Below are 21,137 nucleotides of genomic sequence, written 5' to 3' on the forward strand. Positions count from 1 at the left end.
TCAAATGAACAAAAGTTAATATTGTGTCTATCCTTAAGTTGATGGGCATGTGTGAGCTCCCTCGTCCAAAAGATACACGAGCAGCTTTCTAAATAAATATATGATTAGCCCTCCATTTCTTACATAGAGGGCTTCTATACTTACACATCTTCTTTTTTCAAGAGAGGTCTCACATGAACAATGACAGTACGAATAACTGCTAAAATCGGAACCGATATTAGTAATCCTACAATACCAGCTACTTCCCCCCCAACTAGTAATGCAAGCATAATAATAACAGGATGCATACGAAGTGACTTACCAACAATGTAAGGCGATAAAATGTTACTTTCCACAAATTGCAAAATAGCAATCGTAATCCCCGCCTTAATAAGTAAACTCGTTGATACCGTTGCTGCAATCATTAACGTCGGGATTGCTCCTAAAATAGGACCAAAGTATGGGATTATATCCGTTACCCCAATAATAATACCAAGCAATAATGGATACTTCATACCGATAAACCAAAAAGAAAGAGCTGATACGCTCCCTAATACTAAGCAAACAAATAACTGCCCTCGAATATAACTTCCAAGTGACTTATCAATTTCTTTTGCAAGCATTTGCCCCGTACCTCGCCATTTACTTGGGACTACTTTCCAAAAGATATGATAAAACTCACCATAATCTTTTAATATGTAAAATACAATGAACGGTATTAAGAAAATAATGAGCAATGAATCGAGTACACCACGCGCTGTACTCATCACTTTATTTAAAAGTGCTTGAATCTTCGTTTCTACACCACCAAAAATTTGTTTCACCTTTTCATGAATAAACGACGGGAAATTCGCTGTTTGTTCTGTAACACCATCCATCCACGAATCGTACATCTTTGTAAACTGCGGAAATTGTTCATTAATCTCTTGTAACTGTTTAATAACGACTGGCGTTCCTTTATAAATCCCATAACCAATTCCGCCAAAGAAAAGAATGTAAATGAGCAAAATAGCAAGTGTGCGTGGCATTCCTTCCTTATGGATTTTTTCAATTAAAGGGTGCAATAAATACGCAATAAAACAAGCGATAAGAAACGGCGTAATTGCTACTTTAAATACAAAAATAATCGGTGCCCATAGTGGCTTAATTTTTAAAAAGACGAGCAAACAAAGAAAAACAAGTAACAATAATCCTAAACGATATATCCAAATGATTTTAAGATTCTTCACATGAAAAACCTCCTCCACCTTTATTTTGAAAATAAATGGGTTAGGTTATGTGTGAAACTTTTAAAATCTTTTCATACGGACCATACTGTTTTTTAAAGACGTACATATAAATAACATAACAAGGACAACCACCCCTGAGAATACAGCATGAAATAATGTAATCAGGAGGGATAATTATGGTTTTGTTTATGCTTGGATTATCAGCACTTTTTATGATTCTTGAATGGATTTGTATCGGCTTTGGTATTTGGAAGGGGTTCTTTATTCGTTCCTCACGTAAAGAAAAAGCGAAGCAATTATGGCAGTATGGAATACTTGGCGTTGGCTGCTACGGTCTATCCTATCTTTTCTCAGAAATCGGACTTTTTTATTTGCATATGAGTGCATAAAAAAACTCCCTCGTCTATAAGGGAGTTTTTCACTTTATCGAAATGATTATAAGTAAGACTTAATCATCTTACGTGCTTTTTTCATATTGCGTTTTGAAAATACATCTTGCTTACGAGCATATTGATATGCTGCAGCTCCAACACCTAATGCGATTAATGAATTGCGTAGATTCAAAGTAAATCCCCCTTTTCGTTATCCGATCGTTCTTTCATTCTCATCAAATAAATCATCAAGAGAGCTTAATGAACCATCTTCCTCAACTTGATGCGTATGGATTTTCCCCTTTGAAACCGATAATTCGATATAACAATTCCAGCAATAAAATTGGTTGACACCTATTTTCCCAATGTCTTTCCCTTTGCAATTTGGACAAATGAACATATGGCTTTCATCTCCTTACAGTCTCCCAGATTCTATTCGCCATTATGTCCAAACCGCATTCATTTATACATTGCTGGAGCCTTTCAACGCTATGCGTTTGAAAGTTTCACTATATAATTTCACCTTGTTACATGAAATCATACGGTGAAATGTTTTCCACGTCCATTTCCTCGCCATTAACTGTGACCATCTGTACTTCTCCTTGTGATTCCTGCAAGCGACTAGCTAAAGTTGTTTGGCGCATTGCATCATCAAGGCGATTTACACCAGATTGGAAAGCTACTTCCTCCCCGCAAATAATAAGGAACTTCTTACTTCTTGTAATGCCCGTGTAAATTAAATTACGGCGTAACATACGGTTGTAACTTTTAACAATCGGCATAATAACAATCGGAAATTCACTACCTTGTGATTTGTGAATGGAACAACAATATGCATGCGTAATTTGATTTAAATCCGGCTTTGTATACGTTACCTCAATTCCATCAAATGAAACAATAATCATATCTTGTTGCTCAACGTTTTCTTTCGCATAAAACACCGAAACAACTTCTCCGATATCACCATTAAACACTTGGCTCTCCGGCTGATTAACGAGTTGCAATACTTTATCGCCTCTTCGGTATACAACATCACCGTACTGGATTTCTTTACTCTTTTCCCTTTTCGGGTTAAATACTTGTTGCAGCGCTTCGTTTAATACATTAATACCAGCAGGCCCGCGGTACATCGGTGCTAATACTTGGACATCCCTTGCACTAAAGCCTTTTGTTTTAGCATTTTCGCAAACTTTTTTCACAACCTCAACAATTTGAGCCCCTGTACAGCTAATAAACGAACGATCTTTTTTATTTTGCGCTAAATCTGGCGGGAGTGTGCCGTCTTTGATCGCATGGGCAAGTTGAATAACAGATGAGCCTTCTGCTTGACGATAAATTTCAGTAAGCTTCACTGTCGGAACTGCGCCTGCATTTAATAAATCTTTTAATACTTGTCCAGGTCCTACAGATGGCAACTGATCTTCATCACCTACAACGATAACTTGAATATTCGTCGGCAGCGACTTAAATAGCTGATTTGCAAGCCAAATATCAACCATTGAAAATTCATCGATAATAAGGAGCTTACCTTGGACAGGATCCGTTTCATTACGCTGGAAAGATCCTTCTGGCGTCCAGCCAAGTAAACGGTGAATTGTGCAAGCTGGAAGTCCTGTCGATTCACTCATCCGCTTCGCTGCTCTTCCTGTTGGAGCTGTTAATAGTATTGGAAATGGATTATCATCACTGTATTCATTAGGATTTAACGATAATCCGTGAAGAGACGCGTACATTTCAACAATTCCTTTAATAACTGTTGTTTTCCCTGTTCCTGGTCCACCTGTTAATAACATCATCGGTTTATGAAGTGCCGTTTGAATCGCTTCTTGCTGAAACGGTGCATATTGTACATTCAACTGTTCTTCAATTTCACCTAATGTTTTTAACACTTCTGCTTCAGGAAATGAAGGTGTTTCCTCTTGATTCATCAATCGACGAATAGACTTTACAACACCTTTTTCAGAGTAGAATAAAGTTGCTAAATACACTCGTTCTTCTTCTATGATGACTTTCCCTTCACTTTGCATCGTTTCAATACAACCTATAATATCTTCCTCAGTCACTCTTCCTTCTTGATTGTTTAAAAGTGACATCGTTTCTCTTACAAGTTGATCTTTCCTCATATAAACGTGACCAAGTTGCAATGAGACATTCTCTAATGTGTAAAAACATCCCGCTCGTACACGGTCGTCGTGATTACCCGATATTCCTAACGCACGCCCTATATCATCCGCTCGTCCAAAACCAATCCCGTCCACTTCTTCAATAAGTTGATACGGATTATTACGAATCACTTCTAATGTCATCTCTTTATATTGCTGGTAAATCTTAATAGAAAGTTTCGTTCCAAAACCGTAACCATTTAAAAAGCTCATTACTTTCTCTAATCCTTGATGTTCAACAATTGTCTCATATATTTCCTGAGCCTTTTGTTTGTTAACAACACCATTTAACGCCTCAGCGTCATCCATAATTTTAGAAATAGCATGTTCCCCGAGATGATCCACAATTTTTTCCGCTGTACGCTTTCCTATCCCTTTAAATAAATCACTCGCTAAATATTGCACCATACCTGCTTTTGTTTGCGGCAATTCTTTTTTAAATGTTTCAACCATATATTGTTTTCCATACTTTGGATGGTCCTTAAAGTGACCTGTCAATGTAAACACTTCATCTTCATGCATGCGGGGAAAATGACCGTTTATCATTACTTTCTTTTCGTCATACGTTTCATTCGTTTCAATGACTTTCATACTGACAACGGAATAGAGGTTTTCTTCGTTGTGGAAAATGGTATGAAGAACTTGCGCTTTTATAAATTTTTTCTCTTCCTCAAACAAATCCATTGCATGTTGATTTCCCATCTTTCCTCTCCTTTCCGATATTTTCACTTTAATGAGCAGTACATCCCCCACCTTTTTAGATGAGGGATAACTACCCATTAAACTATATTTTTATCTTATTCAGCTTCTTGCTCTAATAAACGAACGCCATTACCAGCTAAAAAGTGATCTGGCTGAATTTCAGTTGCTTTCTTAAATAAAGCGAGAGCTTTCTCGTTATTTTCTTCAAATACGTAAGCAACACCTAAATTGTAATACGCATCTGCATGCTCTTCATCCATTTCTAATACCTTTTCAAAATAAGGTTTCGCCTCTTGAATATGTTCTAGTCGTGCAAAGCAAAGTCCGCACTGGAATACAGCTTCTACATCGTTTTCATCTAATTCTGTTGCTCTTTGTAAGAATGGTAGTGCAAGACGATCATTTCCAAGCTGTACATGTGTAATACCTAACATAAATGTTACATCAGCTGATTGTAATCCAGCTTGCATGGCTTGTTCGAATACAGCTTTCGCCTCAGTAAATTGCTCTTGGCCATAATATACGTTTCCTAAGCCATAATAAGCAGCTGCAGATTTATCATCTAACTCTAATGCACGTTTATAAAATAAAATCGCTCGCTCGCTATCACCTAATACGTCTAATAAATTTGCAAAATTAATGTATCCAAGCGCATCTTTCGGATTCTCTTCAATTGCTTCTGTAAAATTTTTAGCTGCTTCTTCCCAGTTTCCTTCTTGCATATATTGAATACCTGTTTCAAGTTTGTTTGACATGTCCTTCACCTCTACAACAAATTATAACAAAGAATGTATTTTCCAAGCGAACGAAAATTCGCTTTATGTAAAAGAAACCTCTAACCGCTAATCGGCAGAGGCTTCTCATTTATCCTAAATAATCCAATTTCTTACCACTACGGTATACTTCATCAATTGTAGCACCGCCTAAGCACTCATCTCCATCATAGAACACAACCGCTTGTCCTGGTGTAATTGCACGAATTGGCTCATCACAAAGAATACGAACTGTATTTTCATCAACGATTTGAACCGTTACTTTATTGTCTTCTTGACGATAACGGAATTTCGCCGTGCACTTAAATTCTGTTTCTTTTGCTTTGTTACTTACCCATCCTACATTCGTAGCAATAACTTCATCACCATATAGAAGTTCGTTATGGAATCCTTGATCAACATATAAAATGTTTTCTTTCAAGTTTTTCCCAACAGCAAACCAAGGATCACCGTTACCACCAATTCCAAGGCCATGACGTTGTCCAATTGTATAGTACATTAAACCGTCATGCTTTCCTTTCACTTCACCAGATAATGTTTGCATTACACCTGGTTGTGCTGGTAAGTAGTTACTTAAGAAATCTTTAAAGTTACGCTCACCAATGAAGCAAATACCTGTACTATCTTTCTTCGCCGCTGTCGCTAAGCCAGCTTCTTTCGCCATTTCACGAATTTGCGGTTTCTTTAATTCACCTAACGGGAACATTGTTTTTGATAATTGCTCTTGGCTTAATTGATTTAAGAAGTATGTTTGATCTTTATTGTCATCAACGCCGCGAAGCATTTTATATTCGCCGTCCATATAAGCAACGCGTGCATAATGGCCTGTTGCTACATAATCGGCACCAAGCGCAATTGCATGCTCTAAAAATGCTTTAAATTTAATTTCTTTATTACACATTACATCTGGGTTTGGTGTACGACCAGCTCGGTACTCATCTAAGAAGTAAGTAAATACTTTATCCCAGTATTGTTTTTCAAAGTTTACTGCATAATACGGAATACCAATTTGGTTACACACTTCAATTACATCATTGTAATCTTCTGTTGCTGTGCAGACACCATTCTCATCTGTATCATCCCAGTTTTTCATAAAAATTCCGATTACATCATAACCTTGCTCTTTTAATAAAAGTGCTGCTACAGATGAATCGACGCCACCGGACATTCCGATGACAACGCGTGTTTCTTGAGGTAGTTTGTTCATCATGTCACCTCCCATGCTAATTTTGTGTTAATCGCTTCACGATTTTCACTGTTTCGTACGCCGCTTTTTCAATTTGCTCTTTCGTATTTCCAAGTCCAAAACTAAAGCGTACGGATGAACGTATTTGATCGGAGTCTTTTCCAAACATCGCTACTAATACATGTGATGGATCAATCGAACCAGCTGTACAAGCAGAACCACTTGATACTGCAATGCCAGCTAGGTCTAAGTTCACAAGAAACGGTTCAATGTTCATTCCTGTAAAACTTACATTAAGCACATGCGGTAAGCGATGTTCTAAGTTTCCGTTTACCTCGAAAGTAATGCCTTCATTTTTGAAGACAGATACCATTATATCTTTAAACTCTTCATATTGGGCATTTTTTTGCTCACGAGTTTTTTCAGCTATAAGAATTGCATGCTGAAGCCCAGCAATACTAGGCACATTTTCCGTACCAGCACGGCGTTTTCTTTCTTGCTCTCCGCCTATTAATAACGGCTCAAATTTCACATTTGCACCAGCGTATAAGAACCCTACACCTTTTGGCCCATTAATTTTATGAGCTGAAATTGATAATAAATCAATACCAAACTCTTTCACGTCAATTTCTACTAAACCGTAAGCTTGTACCGCATCTGTATGGAAATAAGCTTGATGCTCTTTTAGCAGCTTTCCTATTTCCACAATTGGTTGCATTGTCCCTACTTCATTATTCCCAAACATAATAGATACAAGAATCGTCTCTTCAGTTAATGCCTTTTGTATGTCAGTAACTTGAATGCGTCCTGTTTCATCGACAGGTAAATATGTCACTTCAAACCCTTCACGCTCTAACAATTCGCACGTATGCAAAATCGCATGATGTTCAATTTGCGTCGTTATAATGTGGTTACCTTTATGACGGTTCGCACGTGCTACACCTATAAGCGCTAAATTATCAGCTTCTGTACCACCGCTCGTAAATATAATTTCATTCGGATTCGCATGAATGCTGCGTGCACACACTCGTCTCGCCTCATCTACTGTGTGACGAGTTTGACGTCCATAAAAGTGAATACTAGACGGGTTCCCGAATATTTCTGTCATATATGGAATCATCTTTTCGACCACTTCTGGGTGAGTCGGAGATGTCGCAGCATGATCTAAGTATATGCGTTCCATTAAATCTCCTTCTTTCCAAATCGTTTCACAAGGAATTAAATGTAAAACATATAGCCCCCGTGATTTTCTTCCTCATAACGTACTAAATCTTCTAACGTTGTACTATCTAACACTTCTTGCACCGCATCACGAACACGCATCCATAACTGGCGCTGTGCTGGCTCTTCTTCTTCTATCATTTCTACAACACTAATTGGTCCCTCTAATACACGGATTACATCCCCAGCTGTAATGTTAGCCGGTTGATCAGATAATACATATCCGCCATATGCCCCGCGCGTACTCTTTACAAGACGAGCGTTACGAAGTGGTGAAATTAATTGCTCTAAGTAATGCTCGGATAAGTCATGCGCCTGCGCAATTGATTTTAATGAAATTGGACCTTCACCAAACTTTTTTGCAAGATCAATCATAATTGTTAAGCCATAGCGGCCTTTTGTTGAAATCTTCATCTATTTTGCACCTCTTTTCAAATTTTCACTTCTATTGGTTATATCTTATTTATAAAAAGAACACAATTTAAAATCCTATGAAATTATAGCATAATATAGTATTATAAGAAATTTCAACTTGTGTATCAAAATGATAACATAAAATCACATTGAAAAACTCGGAAATTATTACAATTGAAAGAAAAATGAAAATATTTATCTTCATTTTTCCCATAAAACAGCATCCTATTTCAAATTCCGTAGAAAAAAATGATACGATAGAACGAGATTATATATTAAGGGAGACGGTCTAAATGAAACAACCACTCGCACATCGAATGCGCCCTACAAATATTCAAGAAATTATTGGGCAACAGCATTTAGTTGGTGAAGGAAAGATTTTATGGCGAATGGTCCAAGCAAATCATTTTCAATCTATGATTTTATACGGTCCTCCAGGTACAGGAAAAACATCCATTGCCAGTGCAATTGCAGGAAGTACCGGTACCCCGTTTCGTCTATTAAACGCTGTTACTCACAATAAAAAAGATATGGAAGTTGTCGTACAAGAAGCAAAGATGCATCGACACCTCGTTTTAATTTTAGATGAAGTTCACCGTCTAGATAAAGCAAAGCAAGACTTTCTATTACCTCACTTAGAAAGCGGACTTCTTACTTTAATTGGTGCAACGACAAGTAATCCATTCCATGCAATAAACTCCGCTATTCGAAGCAGGTGTCAAATTTTCGAATTACACGCACTAACAGAAGATGATATTTTAATTGGGTTAAAAAGAGCTTTAGAAGATAAAGAAAAAGGCCTTGGAGAATATGCTGTAACGGTAACAGATGAAGCACTACATCATTTTGCAAACGCCTCTGGTGGTGATATGCGTTCCGCTTATAACGCACTTGAACTTGCTGTATTATCTAGCTTTACTACAGACGATCAAGCGACTGAAATTACACTCGAGATTGCAGAAGAATGCTTACAAAAGAAGAGCTTCGTTCACGACAAAGGCGGCGATGCTCATTATGACGTATTATCAGCATTTCAAAAATCAGTGCGCGGAAGTGATGTAAATGCAGCGCTCCATTATTTAGCACGCCTTATTGAAGCAGGGGATTTACAAAGTATTGGCAGACGCCTTCTTATTATGGCTTATGAAGATATTGGACTTGCTAGCCCACAAGCTGGACCGCGTACACTAGCTGCAATTGAATCAGCTGAACGAGTTGGATTCCCAGAAGCACGCATCCCACTTGCAAATGCCGTTATAGAGCTATGCTTATCACCAAAATCAAATTCAGCTTATAAAGCACTTGATGCTGCATTACACGATTTACGCAACGGTCAAACAGGTGACATTCCAAGCCATTTAAAAGATAGTCATTACAAAGGCGCAGAATCACTCGGAAGAGGCATTGGATATTTATATCCACACGACCATCCAAACGGCTGGGTAAGGCAACAATACTTACCTGATAAAATAAAAAACAAGCAATATTATAAACCAAAAACGACAGGAAAATTTGAGCAAGCACTTTCTACCGTTTATGAAAGATTACAAACTTCGAATAAAACGAAAAATAAAGGGTAACATAAACGAAAACGTCACCATTATGGAGGCTTCGCTTATGAAAACACGTCAAGATGCATGGACAAAAGAAGATGATCTCCTTTTAGCAGAAACTGTTTTGCGACATATTCGCAGCGGAAGTACACAAATAAAAGCGTTTGATGAAGTCGGCGACGCTTTAAACCGCACTTCCGCAGCTTGTGGTTTTAGATGGAATGCTGAAGTAAGACCGAATTACGAAGATGCGGTGCAGCTTGCAAAAAAACAACGTAAAGAATTAAAACGTTCTGAAGCTAATATAGAAAAAGATCGGTTCACAAAAACGAAGCAACTCGTAATTGACGCCGATTTTTCAGAAGATATTACGCCAAGTAAACAAGATCTTACAATGCAAAATGTCATCTCATTTTTACAAAATTTAGAACATAAAAATCCTTCACTTGCAAAGTTGCAAACTGAAAATGATGTATTACAAGCTCAGCTCATTTCTCTGCAAAAAACAAATCATGAACTTGAAACAAAATTAGCGGTACTAACAAAAAAACAACAAGCAATCGAAGAAGATTACGCGATGCTTGTTCGAATTATGGATCGCGCTCGAAAACTTGTTTCGGTTGAAGAACAAGAAGAACAGATTGCTCCCATTTTCAAGACAGATCAAAATGGAAATTTAGATATTATATATTCTGCAGAGAATTAACAAACAAGGATGTCACTTTTTTAACTAAGTGACATCCTTGTTTGTTTTCGGCGAACCATATATATACATGTTGGTAAATGAATTTATATCAACGATTTTTCGAATATATCTATCGTAACTTGCAATATATCAACGGTTTTTCGAATATATCTATCACAACTTGCAATATATCAACGATTTTTCAAATATATCTATCACAACTTGCAATATATCAACGATTCAATAAAGGAGATCGATTTAATGACAAAGATTTACAATAACATTACTCCCTGTCATACAAGAAAACTCCTAAAACAGATTGGATAATTTTTACTAAAATGTTATTATAAACATATACCTTTAAAGGGAGATGGTTGCTATTTCATTAATAATCTTCAAAATAACTCTTGGCTTTCTCGTCCTGACTTTAGCTCTTTTCACCATTAACAGTCTAAAAAAGACATCCGCCTATAAATCAGATAAATATGATTATTACTTACTAACCTTACTTACATTTGAACTAGTAGTGATGCAAATATCCATATTTCTTTAATACATATAAAAAAGCATATATCCAAAATGGATATATGCTTTTCTTTTATTCTTGCCCTACACGTTTCACTTCTACATTTTTAATACGTTCACGTACAACGTGACTTGCCATAATTAAGCCTGCCACAGATGGTACGAATGCATTTGAAGAAGGGGGTAATTTCGCTTTACGAATTTTTGCATTCTCGTCTGGTACGATTTCTTTACGTACTTCTTCACGAATTACGATTGGGTTTTCGTCAGAGAAGACAACTTTTACACCTTTTTTAATACCCTCTTTACGAAGCTTCGTACGAATTACTTTCGCAATCGGATCTGTATGTGTTTTAGAAATGTCCGCAATACGGAAACGAGTTGGGTCCATTTTATTTGCTGCACCCATACATGAGATAATTTTAATTTTACGACGTAAACATTGTTTAATTAAATGGATTTTGAACGTAATCGTATCAGATGCATCCACTACGAAATCTAAACCGTGTTTAAAGAACTCTTCATATGTTTCATCTGTATAAAACATTTCTAGTCCAATTACTTCACATTCCGGATTAATGTCTGCAATACGCTCTTTCATTAATTCTACTTTTGAACGTCCTACAGTAGATACTAAAGCGTGAATTTGACGGTTTACGTTTGTAATATCTACAACGTCTTTATCAACTAATACGAGACGTCCTACTCCAGAACGCGCTAACGCTTCAGCTGAAAATGACCCTACGCCGCCAATTCCTAAAATACCGACTGTACTATTTTTTAATATTTCAAGTCCTTCTTTACCGAAGGCTAATTCATTACGTGAAAATTGATGTAACATTCAGCTCTACACTCCTATTACAAAAATGGTCTACCATGTATTCTAGCGTTTTTCCGACTATTTGTATAGAAAAAGTTATAGAATTCCTAAAAATACATATTTCGAGAATGAAAACATAGACCAGAATTTTACTTCTTCCTAAATACACGTTTAAAAAAGAGGATTTAAAGAACCGAGCAGATCGAGACGCTTTAGCCAGGAGGAGCGCAGTGTAGCTTTAACTACTCGAGCACCGGACTTTTTAAACTTCCCCTCAAAAAAAGTCTAGATGGTTATAGTATAACCATCTAGACCCTATTCTTACTTCTCTTCTTTCAAGCTTAATTTCAAGTTTAACTCTTCAAGCTGTGCTTCTGCAACTGGGCTTGGAGCTTCTGTTAATAAGCAGCTTGCGCTTGCTGTTTTCGGGAATGCAATTGTATCACGAAGGTTCGTACGGCCTGCAAGTAACATAACAAGACGATCTAAACCTAATGCGATTCCGCCGTGTGGTGGTGTACCGTATTCGAATGCTTCTAATAAGAACCCGAATTGCTCTTGCGCTTCTTCTTGTGAGAATCCAAGTGCTTTGAACATTTTTTCTTGTACGTCACGCTCGTAAATACGAAGTGATCCACCACCAAGCTCATAACCGTTTAATACAAGGTCATATGCTTGTGCACGCGCTTTTTCTGGCGCTGTTTCTAATAGCTCAACGTCTTCACGGAATGGCATTGTGAATGGGTGATGAGCTGCGAAGTAACGATCTGCATCTTCATCGTACTCAAGAAGTGGCCAATCAGTTACCCATAGGAAGTTAAATTTACTTTCATCAATTAACTCAAGCTCTTTACCTAGACGTAAACGAAGTGCGCCTAAGCTATCTGCAACAACGCTCTTCTTATCTGCTACGAATAGTAATAGGTCGCCAGCAGTAGCTTCTAATGTACTCATTAACACGTTTGCATCTTCTTCACCAAAGAATTTCGCAATCGGTCCTTTTAAGCCGTCTTCTTCAACTTTAAGCCAAGCTAGACCTTTTGCACCGTATACTTTCACGAATTCAGTTAATGCATCGATGTCTTTACGAGAGTATTTACTTGCAGCACCTTTTGCATTAATTGCTTTTACTTGTCCGCCGCTTTCTACAGCACTTGTAAACACTTTAAAGCCACAACCTGCTGCAAACTCAGATAAGTCTGTTAGTTCCATTTCAAAGCGTGTATCTGGCTTATCAGAACCGTAACGAGCCATTGCATCAGCATATTTCATACGAGGGAATGGTGCACTAACTTCTACACCTTTTGCATCCTTCATAACTTTCGTCATCATACGCTCCATCATTTCTAAAATCTCATCTTGTGTTAAGAATGAAGCTTCAATATCGATTTGCGTGAATTCTGGTTGACGATCTGCACGTAAATCTTCGTCACGGAAACAACGTGCTACTTGATAGTAACGCTCAAATCCGCCGACCATAAGAAGCTGTTTAAATAACTGTGGTGACTGTGGTAATGCATAGAATTCACCATCATGTACACGACTTGGTACTAAATAGTCACGAGCTCCTTCTGGTGTGCTCTTCGTTAAAATTGGTGTTTCAACTTCTAAAAACTCTTCTGTATCTAAGAAGTTACGAATTGTTTTTGTTACGTCATGACGCATTTTGAATGTGTTGAACATTACAGGTCGACGTAAGTCTAAATAACGATATTTTAAACGCACATCTTCTGATGCATCTGTATCATCAGCAATAATAATTGGCGTTGTTTTCGCTGCGTTTAATACATTTACTTTCGTTGCTTGTACTTCAATACGACCAGTTGCCATATTGTCATTAATCGCGCCTTCACCACGTTCAACAACTGTACCTTCTATGTGTAATACGTATTCGCTACGAATTGTTTCTGCTACTTCTAACGCTTCTTTTGATGTTTCTGGGTTAAATACAACTTGTACGATACCTGTACGGTCACGTAAATCGATAAAGATTAATCCACCTAAGTCACGGCGTTTTTGTACCCAACCTTTTAATTGAACTGTTTGTCCAACAGCTTCTACTGTTACTTTTCCACATGCATGTGTTCTTTCAGCCACTGTAAGTTCCCCCTATATTAATTTCTCTGCTACGTATGAAGCAAATACATCTAACGCTACTTCTTCTTGTTCACCTGTTGCCATATCTTTTAAGTTAATGATGCCTTTATCTAGCTCATCTTCTCCTAATACAGCTACAAATTTCGCCTTTAGACGATCTGCTGATTTAAATTGTGCTTTCATTTTGCGATCTAAATAATCTTTTTCAACTGATAACCCAGCTTTACGAAGATCGAACGCAACTTTTGCAGCATGGTCTTTCGCTTTTTCACCAAGCGCTACAACGTAACAATCAATGCTATGTTCAAGTGGTAATTCAATGTTTTCAGCTTTTAGCGCCATAATTAAACGTTCAATACTCATTGCAAAACCGATACCTGGCATTTCTGGTCCACCGATTTCTTGTACAAGTCCGTTATAACGGCCACCACCGCTTAATGTAGTGATCGCACCGAAACCTTCTGCCTCACTCATAATTTCAAAAACAGTGTGTTGGTAGTAGTCTAAACCACGCACTAAGTTCGGATCTTTTTCAAATGGAACATCCATCATCGTTAATAGTTCTTGAACTTTGTCGTAGTATACTGCTGAATCTTCGTTTAAGTATTCTGTAATAGATGGTGCTGTTGCCATTAATTCATGGTTACGGTCCTTCTTACAGTCTAAAATTCGAAGTGGGTTCTTTTCTAAGCGAGATTGACAGTCAGAACAGAATTCGCCGATACGTGGCTCAAAGTGTGCGATTAATGCATCACGGTGTGCTTGACGGCTCGCTGCGTCACCTAAACTGTTTAATACAACTTTAATATTTTTCAAGCCCATGCCGCGGTAAAATTCAACAGCAAGTGCAATTACTTCTGCATCAATTGCAGGGTCATTACTGCCGATTGCTTCGATACCGAATTGTACGAATTGACGATAGCGACCTGCTTGTGGTCTTTCATAACGGAACATTTGACCGATATAGTATAATTTCGTTGGTTGTGTTGCATCACCAAACATTTTATTTTCAACGTAAGAACGTACAACAGGTGCAGTACCTTCTGGACGTAATGTTAAACTGCGCTCTCCACGATCTTGGAATGAGTACATTTCTTTTTGTACGATATCTGTCGTATCACCAACACCGCGTAAAAATAGCTCAGTGTGCTCAAAAATTGGTGTACGAATTTCTTTATAATTGTAACGACGGCAAATTTCGCGTGCTTGCCCTTCGATATACTGCCATAACTCAACAGTGCCTGGAAGAATATCTTGCGTTCCGCGTGGGATTTGAATAGACATATTCAGTTCCTCCTCAAATTGTTTTAATCTTAATAAAAATAAAAAAACTCCCGCCTCTACTGTTTAAACAGTAGGGACGAGAGTATTATACCCGTGGTGCCACCCTAATTGAAGCACGTATGCTTCCACTTTTTTAATAACGCTTAAATATGCGTTCATCCCTACTAAGCATATATGCCGTTCAAGTTGAAACCTCTAGAGTGTCATTCAATCAGTCATCATGCAGAAATGTTTTCAGCCTAAGACATTCCTTCTCTTTCCATGTGTGTCTCATTTACTCTTCTCTATCAACGGTTATATTCATATGTAAATATAAAATTACTATACGTTTGTTAAGTAGGATTGTCAAGTGCTCTAAGAACGTTCAATCTGCTTCTTTAAACGCTTTACATCTTGAAGAGAAATCCCAAACTCGGAAGCAAGCTCCATTGAAGTATTGTTTTGCTCTTTTGAAATAAAATCATGAAAATTCACGTTAAATAGTTGATTTGCACCATTTGTAACAGAATGCCCTTTTTCATTCATACGCATACGTATATCCCTCACATTCAATATGGATGTTTTACTTTTTATTGTTCCATATTGATGAGAGAGTTATACATAAATGCAGAAGCTATTGATTCCAAAGAAAGTGAACCTTTAATCCGTGGGAGGCCACTGTCCACAAATAGCGGGATAAATGAACAAAACATACAACAATGTGTCAACTCCCCTACTGGGTTAAAACGTTTCAGTGAGGGCTTGAGTTAGAAATCTAGGTCTTTTCAGACAGTTTGACGCTCTAGAATTCATGCCACCTTACGGTAACACCCCAAGTATGTTTTTGGTTGGTACTGGCAATGAACTATCGTTTTCCCACTTGCACCACCCTTTTGAAAAAGAGCAGTTCTTCCTTATGGAAGAAGCCACCACTCAGATGAATCCGGCGTGTGCTACAAGCCCCGACAAGTCGAGTACACATGGATGGTTGACGCACCCACTAAGCTATGCGCGAAGCAACAGCCTTACGTTTTTGCACTTCTAATAGAATCGGCGTTTTCACTTTGAGATTGTCATCCAATTCTACAACCTTTGATTTTTGCAATGTATTCAATGCACCATTAATATCAGCATGGATACACGTTCCTGCTTTACTTTGGTACAGACCACGAGTGATTCGTTTGCCACTAAAGAGATAATGCGTCCTATCTTCCTTAGACCAAACAGGAACCGGATCCTTATTAAGAAAACTAGCTTTTGAAGTATAGCTTTCTTCTTGTTTTAAAAATCGTATACCTTCTTTTATACATTTATTCTCAATCGCTGCAATCAATTTATGAAATGGGATTTGCACAAATGTTTGATTATTCTTTTTTCCCATATCAGATTTTTGTTTCCAACCAGCGTTATACCCTACGACAACCGTATCTATGTTACATGCTTTCACTTTTTTAAACAACAGGCCTACAGTTTGTGAAATGTAACCATTTATTTGTCGTTCTCGTTTATGCCAAAGTGCAGCCATTCTATTCGTTACAACACGTTTTGAAAGTCCATTTTCTATATTTTTCAGTTGCAGATTACGCATCATTTTGTTGAAGTATTGGTTAATGGATTTTAGTTTTTTTCCATCAATTAAAAATGCATCACCTGTATTGGTTGCGCAACTTACTAATCTGTCTACACCTAAATCGCAACTCAAAGCGCTACTAGTAGTCGTGGATGGTTTCTTCATTTGAGAAACGTGCATTTCATATGTGTAATGCACCTCAAAGAACCGACCTTTTTGCTTCGGTACAATTTCAATGTAGGAGATTTTTTTATTTCTTAATTTTTTAGGCATACGTATTTTAATGGAACCGAATTTTTTTCTGAATGCAACATTCATCGGAATCATCCAATACCCGTTATTATCCACTTTTGGAACTTGATAGATCTCAATAATTCGTTTGTCAGTTGAACGAGAATAATTCGGAAACTTAGGACGACCTGTGAAGGTTTCTTGTTTTCTCTTCCACTGTTCCAATGCTTTAAAAAAGCTTTTCACTTCTGCATATAAGGCTCTACGAATGGCCTGAACAGAGTTTGATTGAATGCCCGAGTAATTCATATCAGCTTGCATGGCAGTATCCACTTCTTTTACAGTAGCCATTTTATTATGGTTCAAATAACTTTGTTTCATTGTGTACAATCCAACATTTCGCAATGCTTTTGAACTATGTGACATGCGTTGCAGTAAGCGGAATTCTTTAGCTGTGAGGCAAGCCCGTCCGATATTCTGTTTTTGCGTGAATCGTTGCATGGTTTCTCTTTTCTTTTGTTTTCGTAATACTTTCACTGCTTTCTTTCTAGCCATTGTTTTCACCACCTTTCTTAGAGAGTTCATTAAAATTATTCATTACTTTTGACAAATCAATATTTGGAATGAAACGGAACAAAATATGAACATGTTCTTCATCGAAATTTCTTTTAGCTCAAGTAATCGAATAATGATTATTATCCAATTTCGTTGTCTTACGATATATTCCCTCCTTATCTACAACAGATTATATCGTAAGACAAAAAGAAACAAACATTCGCCATCAAAAAATTGTTATGAACGAAACAAAAAGGGTTCAACCTACCTTCTCACGGCAATTCATCTTCACTTGAATTGTTAGGCTTCACCCGTAACACAAATCAGATGAAGATGAATTACCGAAATGTATAAAAAAGAGAGGATTATATAATCCTCTCTTTTTTATCAACACTATTTACTTTCTACAATTAAGGTCACCGGACCATCATTGATTAAAGAAACGTCCATCATTGCTCCGAACTTCCCTGTTTCCACACACAATCCTTGTTTGCGAACTTCTTCATTAAAGAAATCGTATAAATGCTCTGCATAGTCAGGTTTCGCAGCATCCATAAAGTTTGGACGTCTTCCCTTGCGACAATCTCCGTATAATGTAAATTGCGAAATAGATAGAACTTGTCCTTCTACATCAAGTACAGAATGATTCATCTTTCCGCTCTCATCTTCAAAAATACGTAAGTTCACAATTTTTTCTGCAATGTAAGTTGCATCTTTTTCTGTATCTTCGTGCGTAATGCCAACTAGCAATGTTAGACCGAACGGAATTTGCCCTACAATCTCACCATTTACTGTGACAGACGCTTCCTTTGATCGTTGTAAAACAACTCTCATCTTTCTACACTCCCTATTAATGCATCATGCGTCGTACTGCATAAATTTCTGGAACGCGTTTAATGCGTTCTACTACTTTTTTCAAGTGTTGTAAGTTACGAATCGAGATTGACATATTAATTGTTGCCATCTTATTACGGTCACTTCTACCAGAAACAGCTGAAATGTACGTTTTCGTCTCCGTAACAGCTTGCAGTACTTCATTTAATAAACCACGGCGATCGTAACCTGAAATTTCAATATCAACGTTATACTCAATTTCTTTTTCAGGGCTACCTTCCCACTCTACTTCTAATAATCGTTCTACAGCTTCTTCTGTATGAACATTTACACAATCACGGCGGTGAATCGATACACCTCGGCCTTTCGTAATATACCCAACGATATCATCGCCCGGAACTGGGTTACAGCATTTCGATAAACGAATTAATAAATTATCAGCACCGCTTACCTTTACACCAGAATCCCATTTTCGAATTTTCATCGGTTTACGAACTTCTTTAACTTCAACAATTTCTTCTTCTTCGCGTTGTTTGCGGAACTTGTCCGTTAGTCGCGTAACAATTTGCGAAGCTGTAATTCCGCTATACCCAACTGCTGCAAACATATCTTCTTCATTTGCAAAGTTAAATTTCTCAGCGACGCGTTTTAAGTTATCAGGCGCTAATACTTCTTTCATCTCATACTCTAGACCACGTACTTCCTTTTCAACAAGTTCACGGCCTTTTTCAATATTTTCGTCTCTACGTTGTTTCTTAAAGAATTGACGAATTTTATTTTTCGCATGAGATGTTTGAGCAAGTTTTACCCAATCTTGACTTGGTCCATATGAATGTTTCGACGTTAAAATTTCAATGATGTCGCCTGTTTTTAATTTATAATCCAGCGTCACCATTTTACCGTTTACTTTTGCACCAATTGTTTTATTCCCAATTTCCGAATGGACACGATACGAGAAATCAATCGGAACCGATCCAAGTGGTAATTCCATTACATCGCCTTTCGGTGTAAAGACGAATACCATGTCAGAGAATAAATCAATTTTTAATGACTCCATAAATTCCTCTGCATTAGAAGCTTCATTTTGCCATTCTAATATTTGACGGAACCATGTGAGTTTCTTCTCTAATGTACCTGTTGTTTCTGCTGTTTTTCCTTCTTTGTACGCCCAGTGTGCCGCGATCCCGAATTCTGCAATTTCGTGCATTTCTTTCGTACGAATTTGCACTTCAAGTGGATCACCTTTCGGTCCAATTACAGTCGTATGAAGAGATTGATATAGATTTGCTTTTGGCATTGCAATATAATCTTTAAAACGACCTGGCATCGGCTTCCAGCACGTATGAATAATTCCAAGCACCGCATAACAATCTTTAATACTATTTACAACGACACGTACAGCTAATAAATCGTAAATTTCATTGAACTGCTTATTTTGCAGTGCCATTTTACGATAAATACTATAAATATGTTTCGGTCTTCCAGAAATCTCAGGTTGAATTGCAACTTCTTTTAATTTCTCACGAATACCAGTCATTACTTCGTCTAAGTATTCTTCACGTTCTGCACGTTTACGCTTCATTAAATTTACAATACGGTAATATTGCTGTGGATTTAAATAGCGAAGTGACGTATCCTCTAGCTCCCATTTAATAGTACTAATTCCGAGTCTATGTGCTAAAGGTGCAAAGATTTCTAACGTTTCATTCGCAATGCGACGCTGCTTCTCTTGAGGCAAATGTTTCAATGTACGCATGTTATGAAGACGATCAGCTAGTTTAATTAAAATAACTCGAATATCTTGAGCCATTGCAATAAACATTTTGCGATGGTTTTCGGCTTGTTGTTGTTCATGAGATTTATATTTAATCTTCCCAAGCTTTGTAACACCATCAACAAGCATAGCAATTTCTTTGTTAAATTCCCGTTCAATATCTTCTAACGTAATCTCTGTATCTTCCACTACATCATGTAAGAAACCTGCTGATACCGTAGCTGGATCCATGTGTAAATCAACTAAAATACCTGCAACTTGAATCGGATGAATAATATACGGTTCACCCGATTTTCTATATTGTTCGCTATGCGCATCACGTGCATATTCATAGGCACGTGCCACTAGCTCAATATCTTCATCCGCTAAATATTGACTTGCTTTCTCGAGTACCTGTTCAGCTGTTAGTACCTGCTCATTTGCCATCGAATCACCTTTTATTGAAAATTGACTTTATCTTTATTTAATAGAATAAATTATATTCTATCATTATAACCCAATGATTGTGAATTGTGAAAAGGAAAAGATTTTACTGACATTTCACCATGATTTTTTGTTCAATTATACAAAAGTACCCGCTCCTCTCCAAGAGATTCACGGGTACTTTTTATCACCGTAGTTTTACCTATATAGTGATTAGTATTTTTCTAATACTAATACATCGTAACCATCTAACATTTTACGACCATCTAAGTAAGTAAGCTCTACTAAGAATGCAATCCCTGCTACAACTCCGCCTAGCTCTTCAACTAACTTAATTGTCGCTTCGATTGTTCCACCTGTAGCTAATAGATCATCTGTAATTAATACGCGTTGACCTGGCTTAATTGCATCTTTATGGATTGTTAAAACATCCGTTCCATATTCTTTACCGTAATCAACTGTAATTACTTCACGTGGTAATTTTCCTAATTTACGAACTGGCGCAAATCCTACCTCCAACGCATAAGAAACTGGGCAACCGATAATGAAACCACGAGCTTCTGGTCCTACTACAACATCGATATCTCTTTCTTTTGCGTACTCAACGATTGCATCTGTTGCTGCTTTGTATGCTTTACCGTCATTCATTAAAGGTGTAATGTCTTTAAACACAATACCTTCTTTCGGATAATCCGGTACAATTGCGATATGTTGCTTGAAATCCATATTTCTGAATCCTCCTCAGATCTAAAAGGTTTGTAAATACAAAT

Annotated in this window: 20 protein-coding genes and 1 other annotated feature; of the genes, 3 read left to right on the top strand and 17 right to left on the bottom strand. The window is 37.4% G+C overall.

Annotation, left to right across the window (positions count from 1 at the left end; all coding sequences use genetic code 11):
* Positions 1-140: 140 nt before the first annotated feature.
* On the bottom strand, positions 141-1,208 hold the full coding sequence (locus tag ACODS7_RS20140) for an AI-2E family transporter (RefSeq protein ID WP_016080214.1): 1,068 nt from the start codon (positions 1,206-1,208) through the stop codon (positions 141-143).
* Positions 1,209-1,384: 176 nt separating this feature from the next.
* Between ACODS7_RS20140 and ACODS7_RS20145 the strand changes: the two genes are divergently transcribed.
* Complete coding sequence (locus tag ACODS7_RS20145; RefSeq protein WP_000242539.1) at positions 1,385-1,597, top strand: hypothetical protein; 213 nt, start codon at positions 1,385-1,387, stop codon at positions 1,595-1,597.
* A gap of 46 nt (positions 1,598-1,643) precedes the next feature.
* Here the strand turns inward: ACODS7_RS20145 and ACODS7_RS20150 are convergent, their stop codons facing one another.
* The 7 genes from ACODS7_RS20150 to cymR all read right to left on the bottom strand — a co-directional run bounded on the left by ACODS7_RS20150 (position 1,644) and on the right by cymR (position 8,037).
* Positions 1,644-1,772 (bottom strand): YrzQ family protein, encoded by a 129-nt coding sequence (locus ACODS7_RS20150; RefSeq protein ID WP_001053553.1) that lies wholly within the window; start codon positions 1,770-1,772, stop codon positions 1,644-1,646.
* 18 nt (positions 1,773-1,790) lie between these two features.
* Positions 1,791-1,979: a hypothetical protein gene (locus ACODS7_RS20155; protein ID WP_000469281.1), complete on the bottom strand. Its 189-nt coding sequence runs from the start codon at positions 1,977-1,979 to the stop codon at positions 1,791-1,793.
* Positions 1,980-2,106: 127 nt separating this feature from the next.
* Positions 2,107-4,443: an SF1B family DNA helicase RecD2 gene (gene recD2 / locus ACODS7_RS20160; RefSeq protein WP_243168815.1), complete on the bottom strand. Its 2,337-nt coding sequence runs from the start codon at positions 4,441-4,443 to the stop codon at positions 2,107-2,109.
* A gap of 95 nt (positions 4,444-4,538) precedes the next feature.
* Positions 4,539-5,198, bottom strand: a complete 660-nt coding sequence (locus ACODS7_RS20165; protein WP_000066406.1) for a tetratricopeptide repeat protein — start codon at positions 5,196-5,198, stop codon at positions 4,539-4,541.
* Positions 5,199-5,307: 109 nt separating this feature from the next.
* Positions 5,308-6,423 (bottom strand): tRNA 2-thiouridine(34) synthase MnmA, encoded by a 1,116-nt coding sequence (gene mnmA, locus ACODS7_RS20170; protein ID WP_016080213.1) that lies wholly within the window; start codon positions 6,421-6,423, stop codon positions 5,308-5,310.
* Positions 6,424-6,439: 16 nt separating this feature from the next.
* Complete coding sequence (locus ACODS7_RS20175) at positions 6,440-7,585, bottom strand: cysteine desulfurase family protein (protein ID WP_016080212.1); 1,146 nt, start codon at positions 7,583-7,585, stop codon at positions 6,440-6,442.
* Between the two features lie 35 nt (positions 7,586-7,620).
* Positions 7,621-8,037, bottom strand: coding sequence for a cysteine metabolism transcriptional regulator CymR (gene cymR, locus ACODS7_RS20180; protein ID WP_000704116.1), 417 nt, complete (start codon positions 8,035-8,037; stop codon positions 7,621-7,623).
* Between the two features lie 293 nt (positions 8,038-8,330).
* Between cymR and ACODS7_RS20185 the strand changes: the two genes are divergently transcribed.
* Entirely contained in the window at positions 8,331-9,617 is a 1,287-nt protein-coding gene (locus ACODS7_RS20185) for a replication-associated recombination protein A (RefSeq protein WP_029443347.1), read from the top strand.
* Positions 9,618-9,654: 37 nt separating this feature from the next.
* A complete protein-coding gene (locus tag ACODS7_RS20190) occupies positions 9,655-10,296 on the top strand; it encodes an RsfA family transcriptional regulator (RefSeq protein WP_029443348.1) in 642 nt (213 codons plus the stop codon).
* Positions 10,297-10,873: 577 nt separating this feature from the next.
* On the opposite strand, the gene ACODS7_RS20195 is transcribed toward ACODS7_RS20190, so the two are convergent.
* The 9 genes from ACODS7_RS20195 to ACODS7_RS20235 form a co-directional block, all read right to left on the bottom strand.
* A complete protein-coding gene (locus ACODS7_RS20195) occupies positions 10,874-11,641 on the bottom strand; it encodes a tRNA threonylcarbamoyladenosine dehydratase (protein ID WP_000903182.1) in 768 nt (255 codons plus the stop codon).
* A 300-nt stretch (positions 11,642-11,941) separates the two neighbouring features.
* On the bottom strand, positions 11,942-13,717 hold the full coding sequence (gene aspS, locus ACODS7_RS20200; protein WP_000840885.1) for an aspartate--tRNA ligase: 1,776 nt from the start codon (positions 13,715-13,717) through the stop codon (positions 11,942-11,944).
* A gap of 12 nt (positions 13,718-13,729) precedes the next feature.
* Positions 13,730-15,001: a histidine--tRNA ligase gene (gene hisS / locus ACODS7_RS20205; RefSeq protein WP_000027079.1), complete on the bottom strand. Its 1,272-nt coding sequence runs from the start codon at positions 14,999-15,001 to the stop codon at positions 13,730-13,732.
* A gap of 69 nt (positions 15,002-15,070) precedes the next feature.
* Positions 15,071-15,301 (bottom strand) — a binding site (T-box leader).
* Positions 15,302-15,355: 54 nt separating this feature from the next.
* A complete protein-coding gene (locus tag ACODS7_RS20210) occupies positions 15,356-15,532 on the bottom strand; it encodes a hypothetical protein (RefSeq protein WP_001242605.1) in 177 nt (58 codons plus the stop codon).
* A 448-nt stretch (positions 15,533-15,980) separates the two neighbouring features.
* The gene (locus ACODS7_RS20215) at positions 15,981-17,336 is read right to left on the bottom strand and encodes an RNA-guided endonuclease TnpB family protein (RefSeq protein ID WP_243168814.1); all 1,356 of its coding nucleotides are present in this window, start codon (positions 17,334-17,336) and stop codon (positions 15,981-15,983) included.
* Entirely contained in the window at positions 17,329-17,418 is a 90-nt protein-coding gene (locus tag ACODS7_RS20220; RefSeq protein WP_157671263.1) for a hypothetical protein, read from the bottom strand. Before ACODS7_RS20220 ends, ACODS7_RS20215 begins: the two co-directional genes overlap by 8 nt.
* Positions 17,419-17,729: 311 nt before the next feature.
* Positions 17,730-18,170 (bottom strand): D-tyrosyl-tRNA(Tyr) deacylase, encoded by a 441-nt coding sequence (locus tag ACODS7_RS20225; RefSeq protein ID WP_098629351.1) that lies wholly within the window; start codon positions 18,168-18,170, stop codon positions 17,730-17,732.
* A gap of 16 nt (positions 18,171-18,186) precedes the next feature.
* Complete coding sequence (relA, locus tag ACODS7_RS20230; RefSeq protein ID WP_016080208.1) at positions 18,187-20,370, bottom strand: GTP diphosphokinase; 2,184 nt, start codon at positions 20,368-20,370, stop codon at positions 18,187-18,189.
* Positions 20,371-20,580: 210 nt separating this feature from the next.
* Positions 20,581-21,093, bottom strand: a complete 513-nt coding sequence (locus tag ACODS7_RS20235) for an adenine phosphoribosyltransferase (protein WP_000346217.1) — start codon at positions 21,091-21,093, stop codon at positions 20,581-20,583.
* Positions 21,094-21,137 lie beyond the last annotated feature (44 nt).

It is taken from the genome of Bacillus sp. FG16, from assembly GCF_057809515.1.

Coding starts and splice junctions, on each gene's coding strand:
- recD2 (WP_243168815.1), bottom strand. CDS start 4,443: ATGGGAAATCAACATGCAATGGATTTGTTTGAGGAAGAGAAAAAATTT.
- ACODS7_RS20155 (WP_000469281.1), bottom strand. CDS start 1,979: ATGTTCATTTGTCCAAATTGCAAAGGGAAAGACATTGGGAAAATAGGT.
- hisS (WP_000027079.1), bottom strand. CDS start 15,001: ATGTCTATTCAAATCCCACGCGGAACGCAAGATATTCTTCCAGGCACT.
- ACODS7_RS20190 (WP_029443348.1), top strand. CDS start 9,655: ATGAAAACACGTCAAGATGCATGGACAAAAGAAGATGATCTCCTTTTA.
- ACODS7_RS20175 (WP_016080212.1), bottom strand. CDS start 7,585: ATGGAACGCATATACTTAGATCATGCTGCGACATCTCCGACTCACCCA.
- relA (WP_016080208.1), bottom strand. CDS start 20,370: ATGGCAAATGAGCAGGTACTAACAGCTGAACAGGTACTCGAGAAAGCA.
- ACODS7_RS20165 (WP_000066406.1), bottom strand. CDS start 5,198: ATGTCAAACAAACTTGAAACAGGTATTCAATATATGCAAGAAGGAAAC.
- ACODS7_RS20195 (WP_000903182.1), bottom strand. CDS start 11,641: ATGTTACATCAATTTTCACGTAATGAATTAGCCTTCGGTAAAGAAGGA.
- cymR (WP_000704116.1), bottom strand. CDS start 8,037: ATGAAGATTTCAACAAAAGGCCGCTATGGCTTAACAATTATGATTGAT.
- ACODS7_RS20145 (WP_000242539.1), top strand. CDS start 1,385: ATGGTTTTGTTTATGCTTGGATTATCAGCACTTTTTATGATTCTTGAA.
- mnmA (WP_016080213.1), bottom strand. CDS start 6,423: ATGAACAAACTACCTCAAGAAACACGCGTTGTCATCGGAATGTCCGGT.
- ACODS7_RS20225 (WP_098629351.1), bottom strand. CDS start 18,170: ATGAGAGTTGTTTTACAACGATCAAAGGAAGCGTCTGTCACAGTAAAT.
- ACODS7_RS20235 (WP_000346217.1), bottom strand. CDS start 21,093: ATGGATTTCAAGCAACATATCGCAATTGTACCGGATTATCCGAAAGAA.
- ACODS7_RS20210 (WP_001242605.1), bottom strand. CDS start 15,532: ATGCGTATGAATGAAAAAGGGCATTCTGTTACAAATGGTGCAAATCAA.
- ACODS7_RS20185 (WP_029443347.1), top strand. CDS start 8,331: ATGAAACAACCACTCGCACATCGAATGCGCCCTACAAATATTCAAGAA.
- ACODS7_RS20215 (WP_243168814.1), bottom strand. CDS start 17,336: ATGGCTAGAAAGAAAGCAGTGAAAGTATTACGAAAACAAAAGAAAAGA.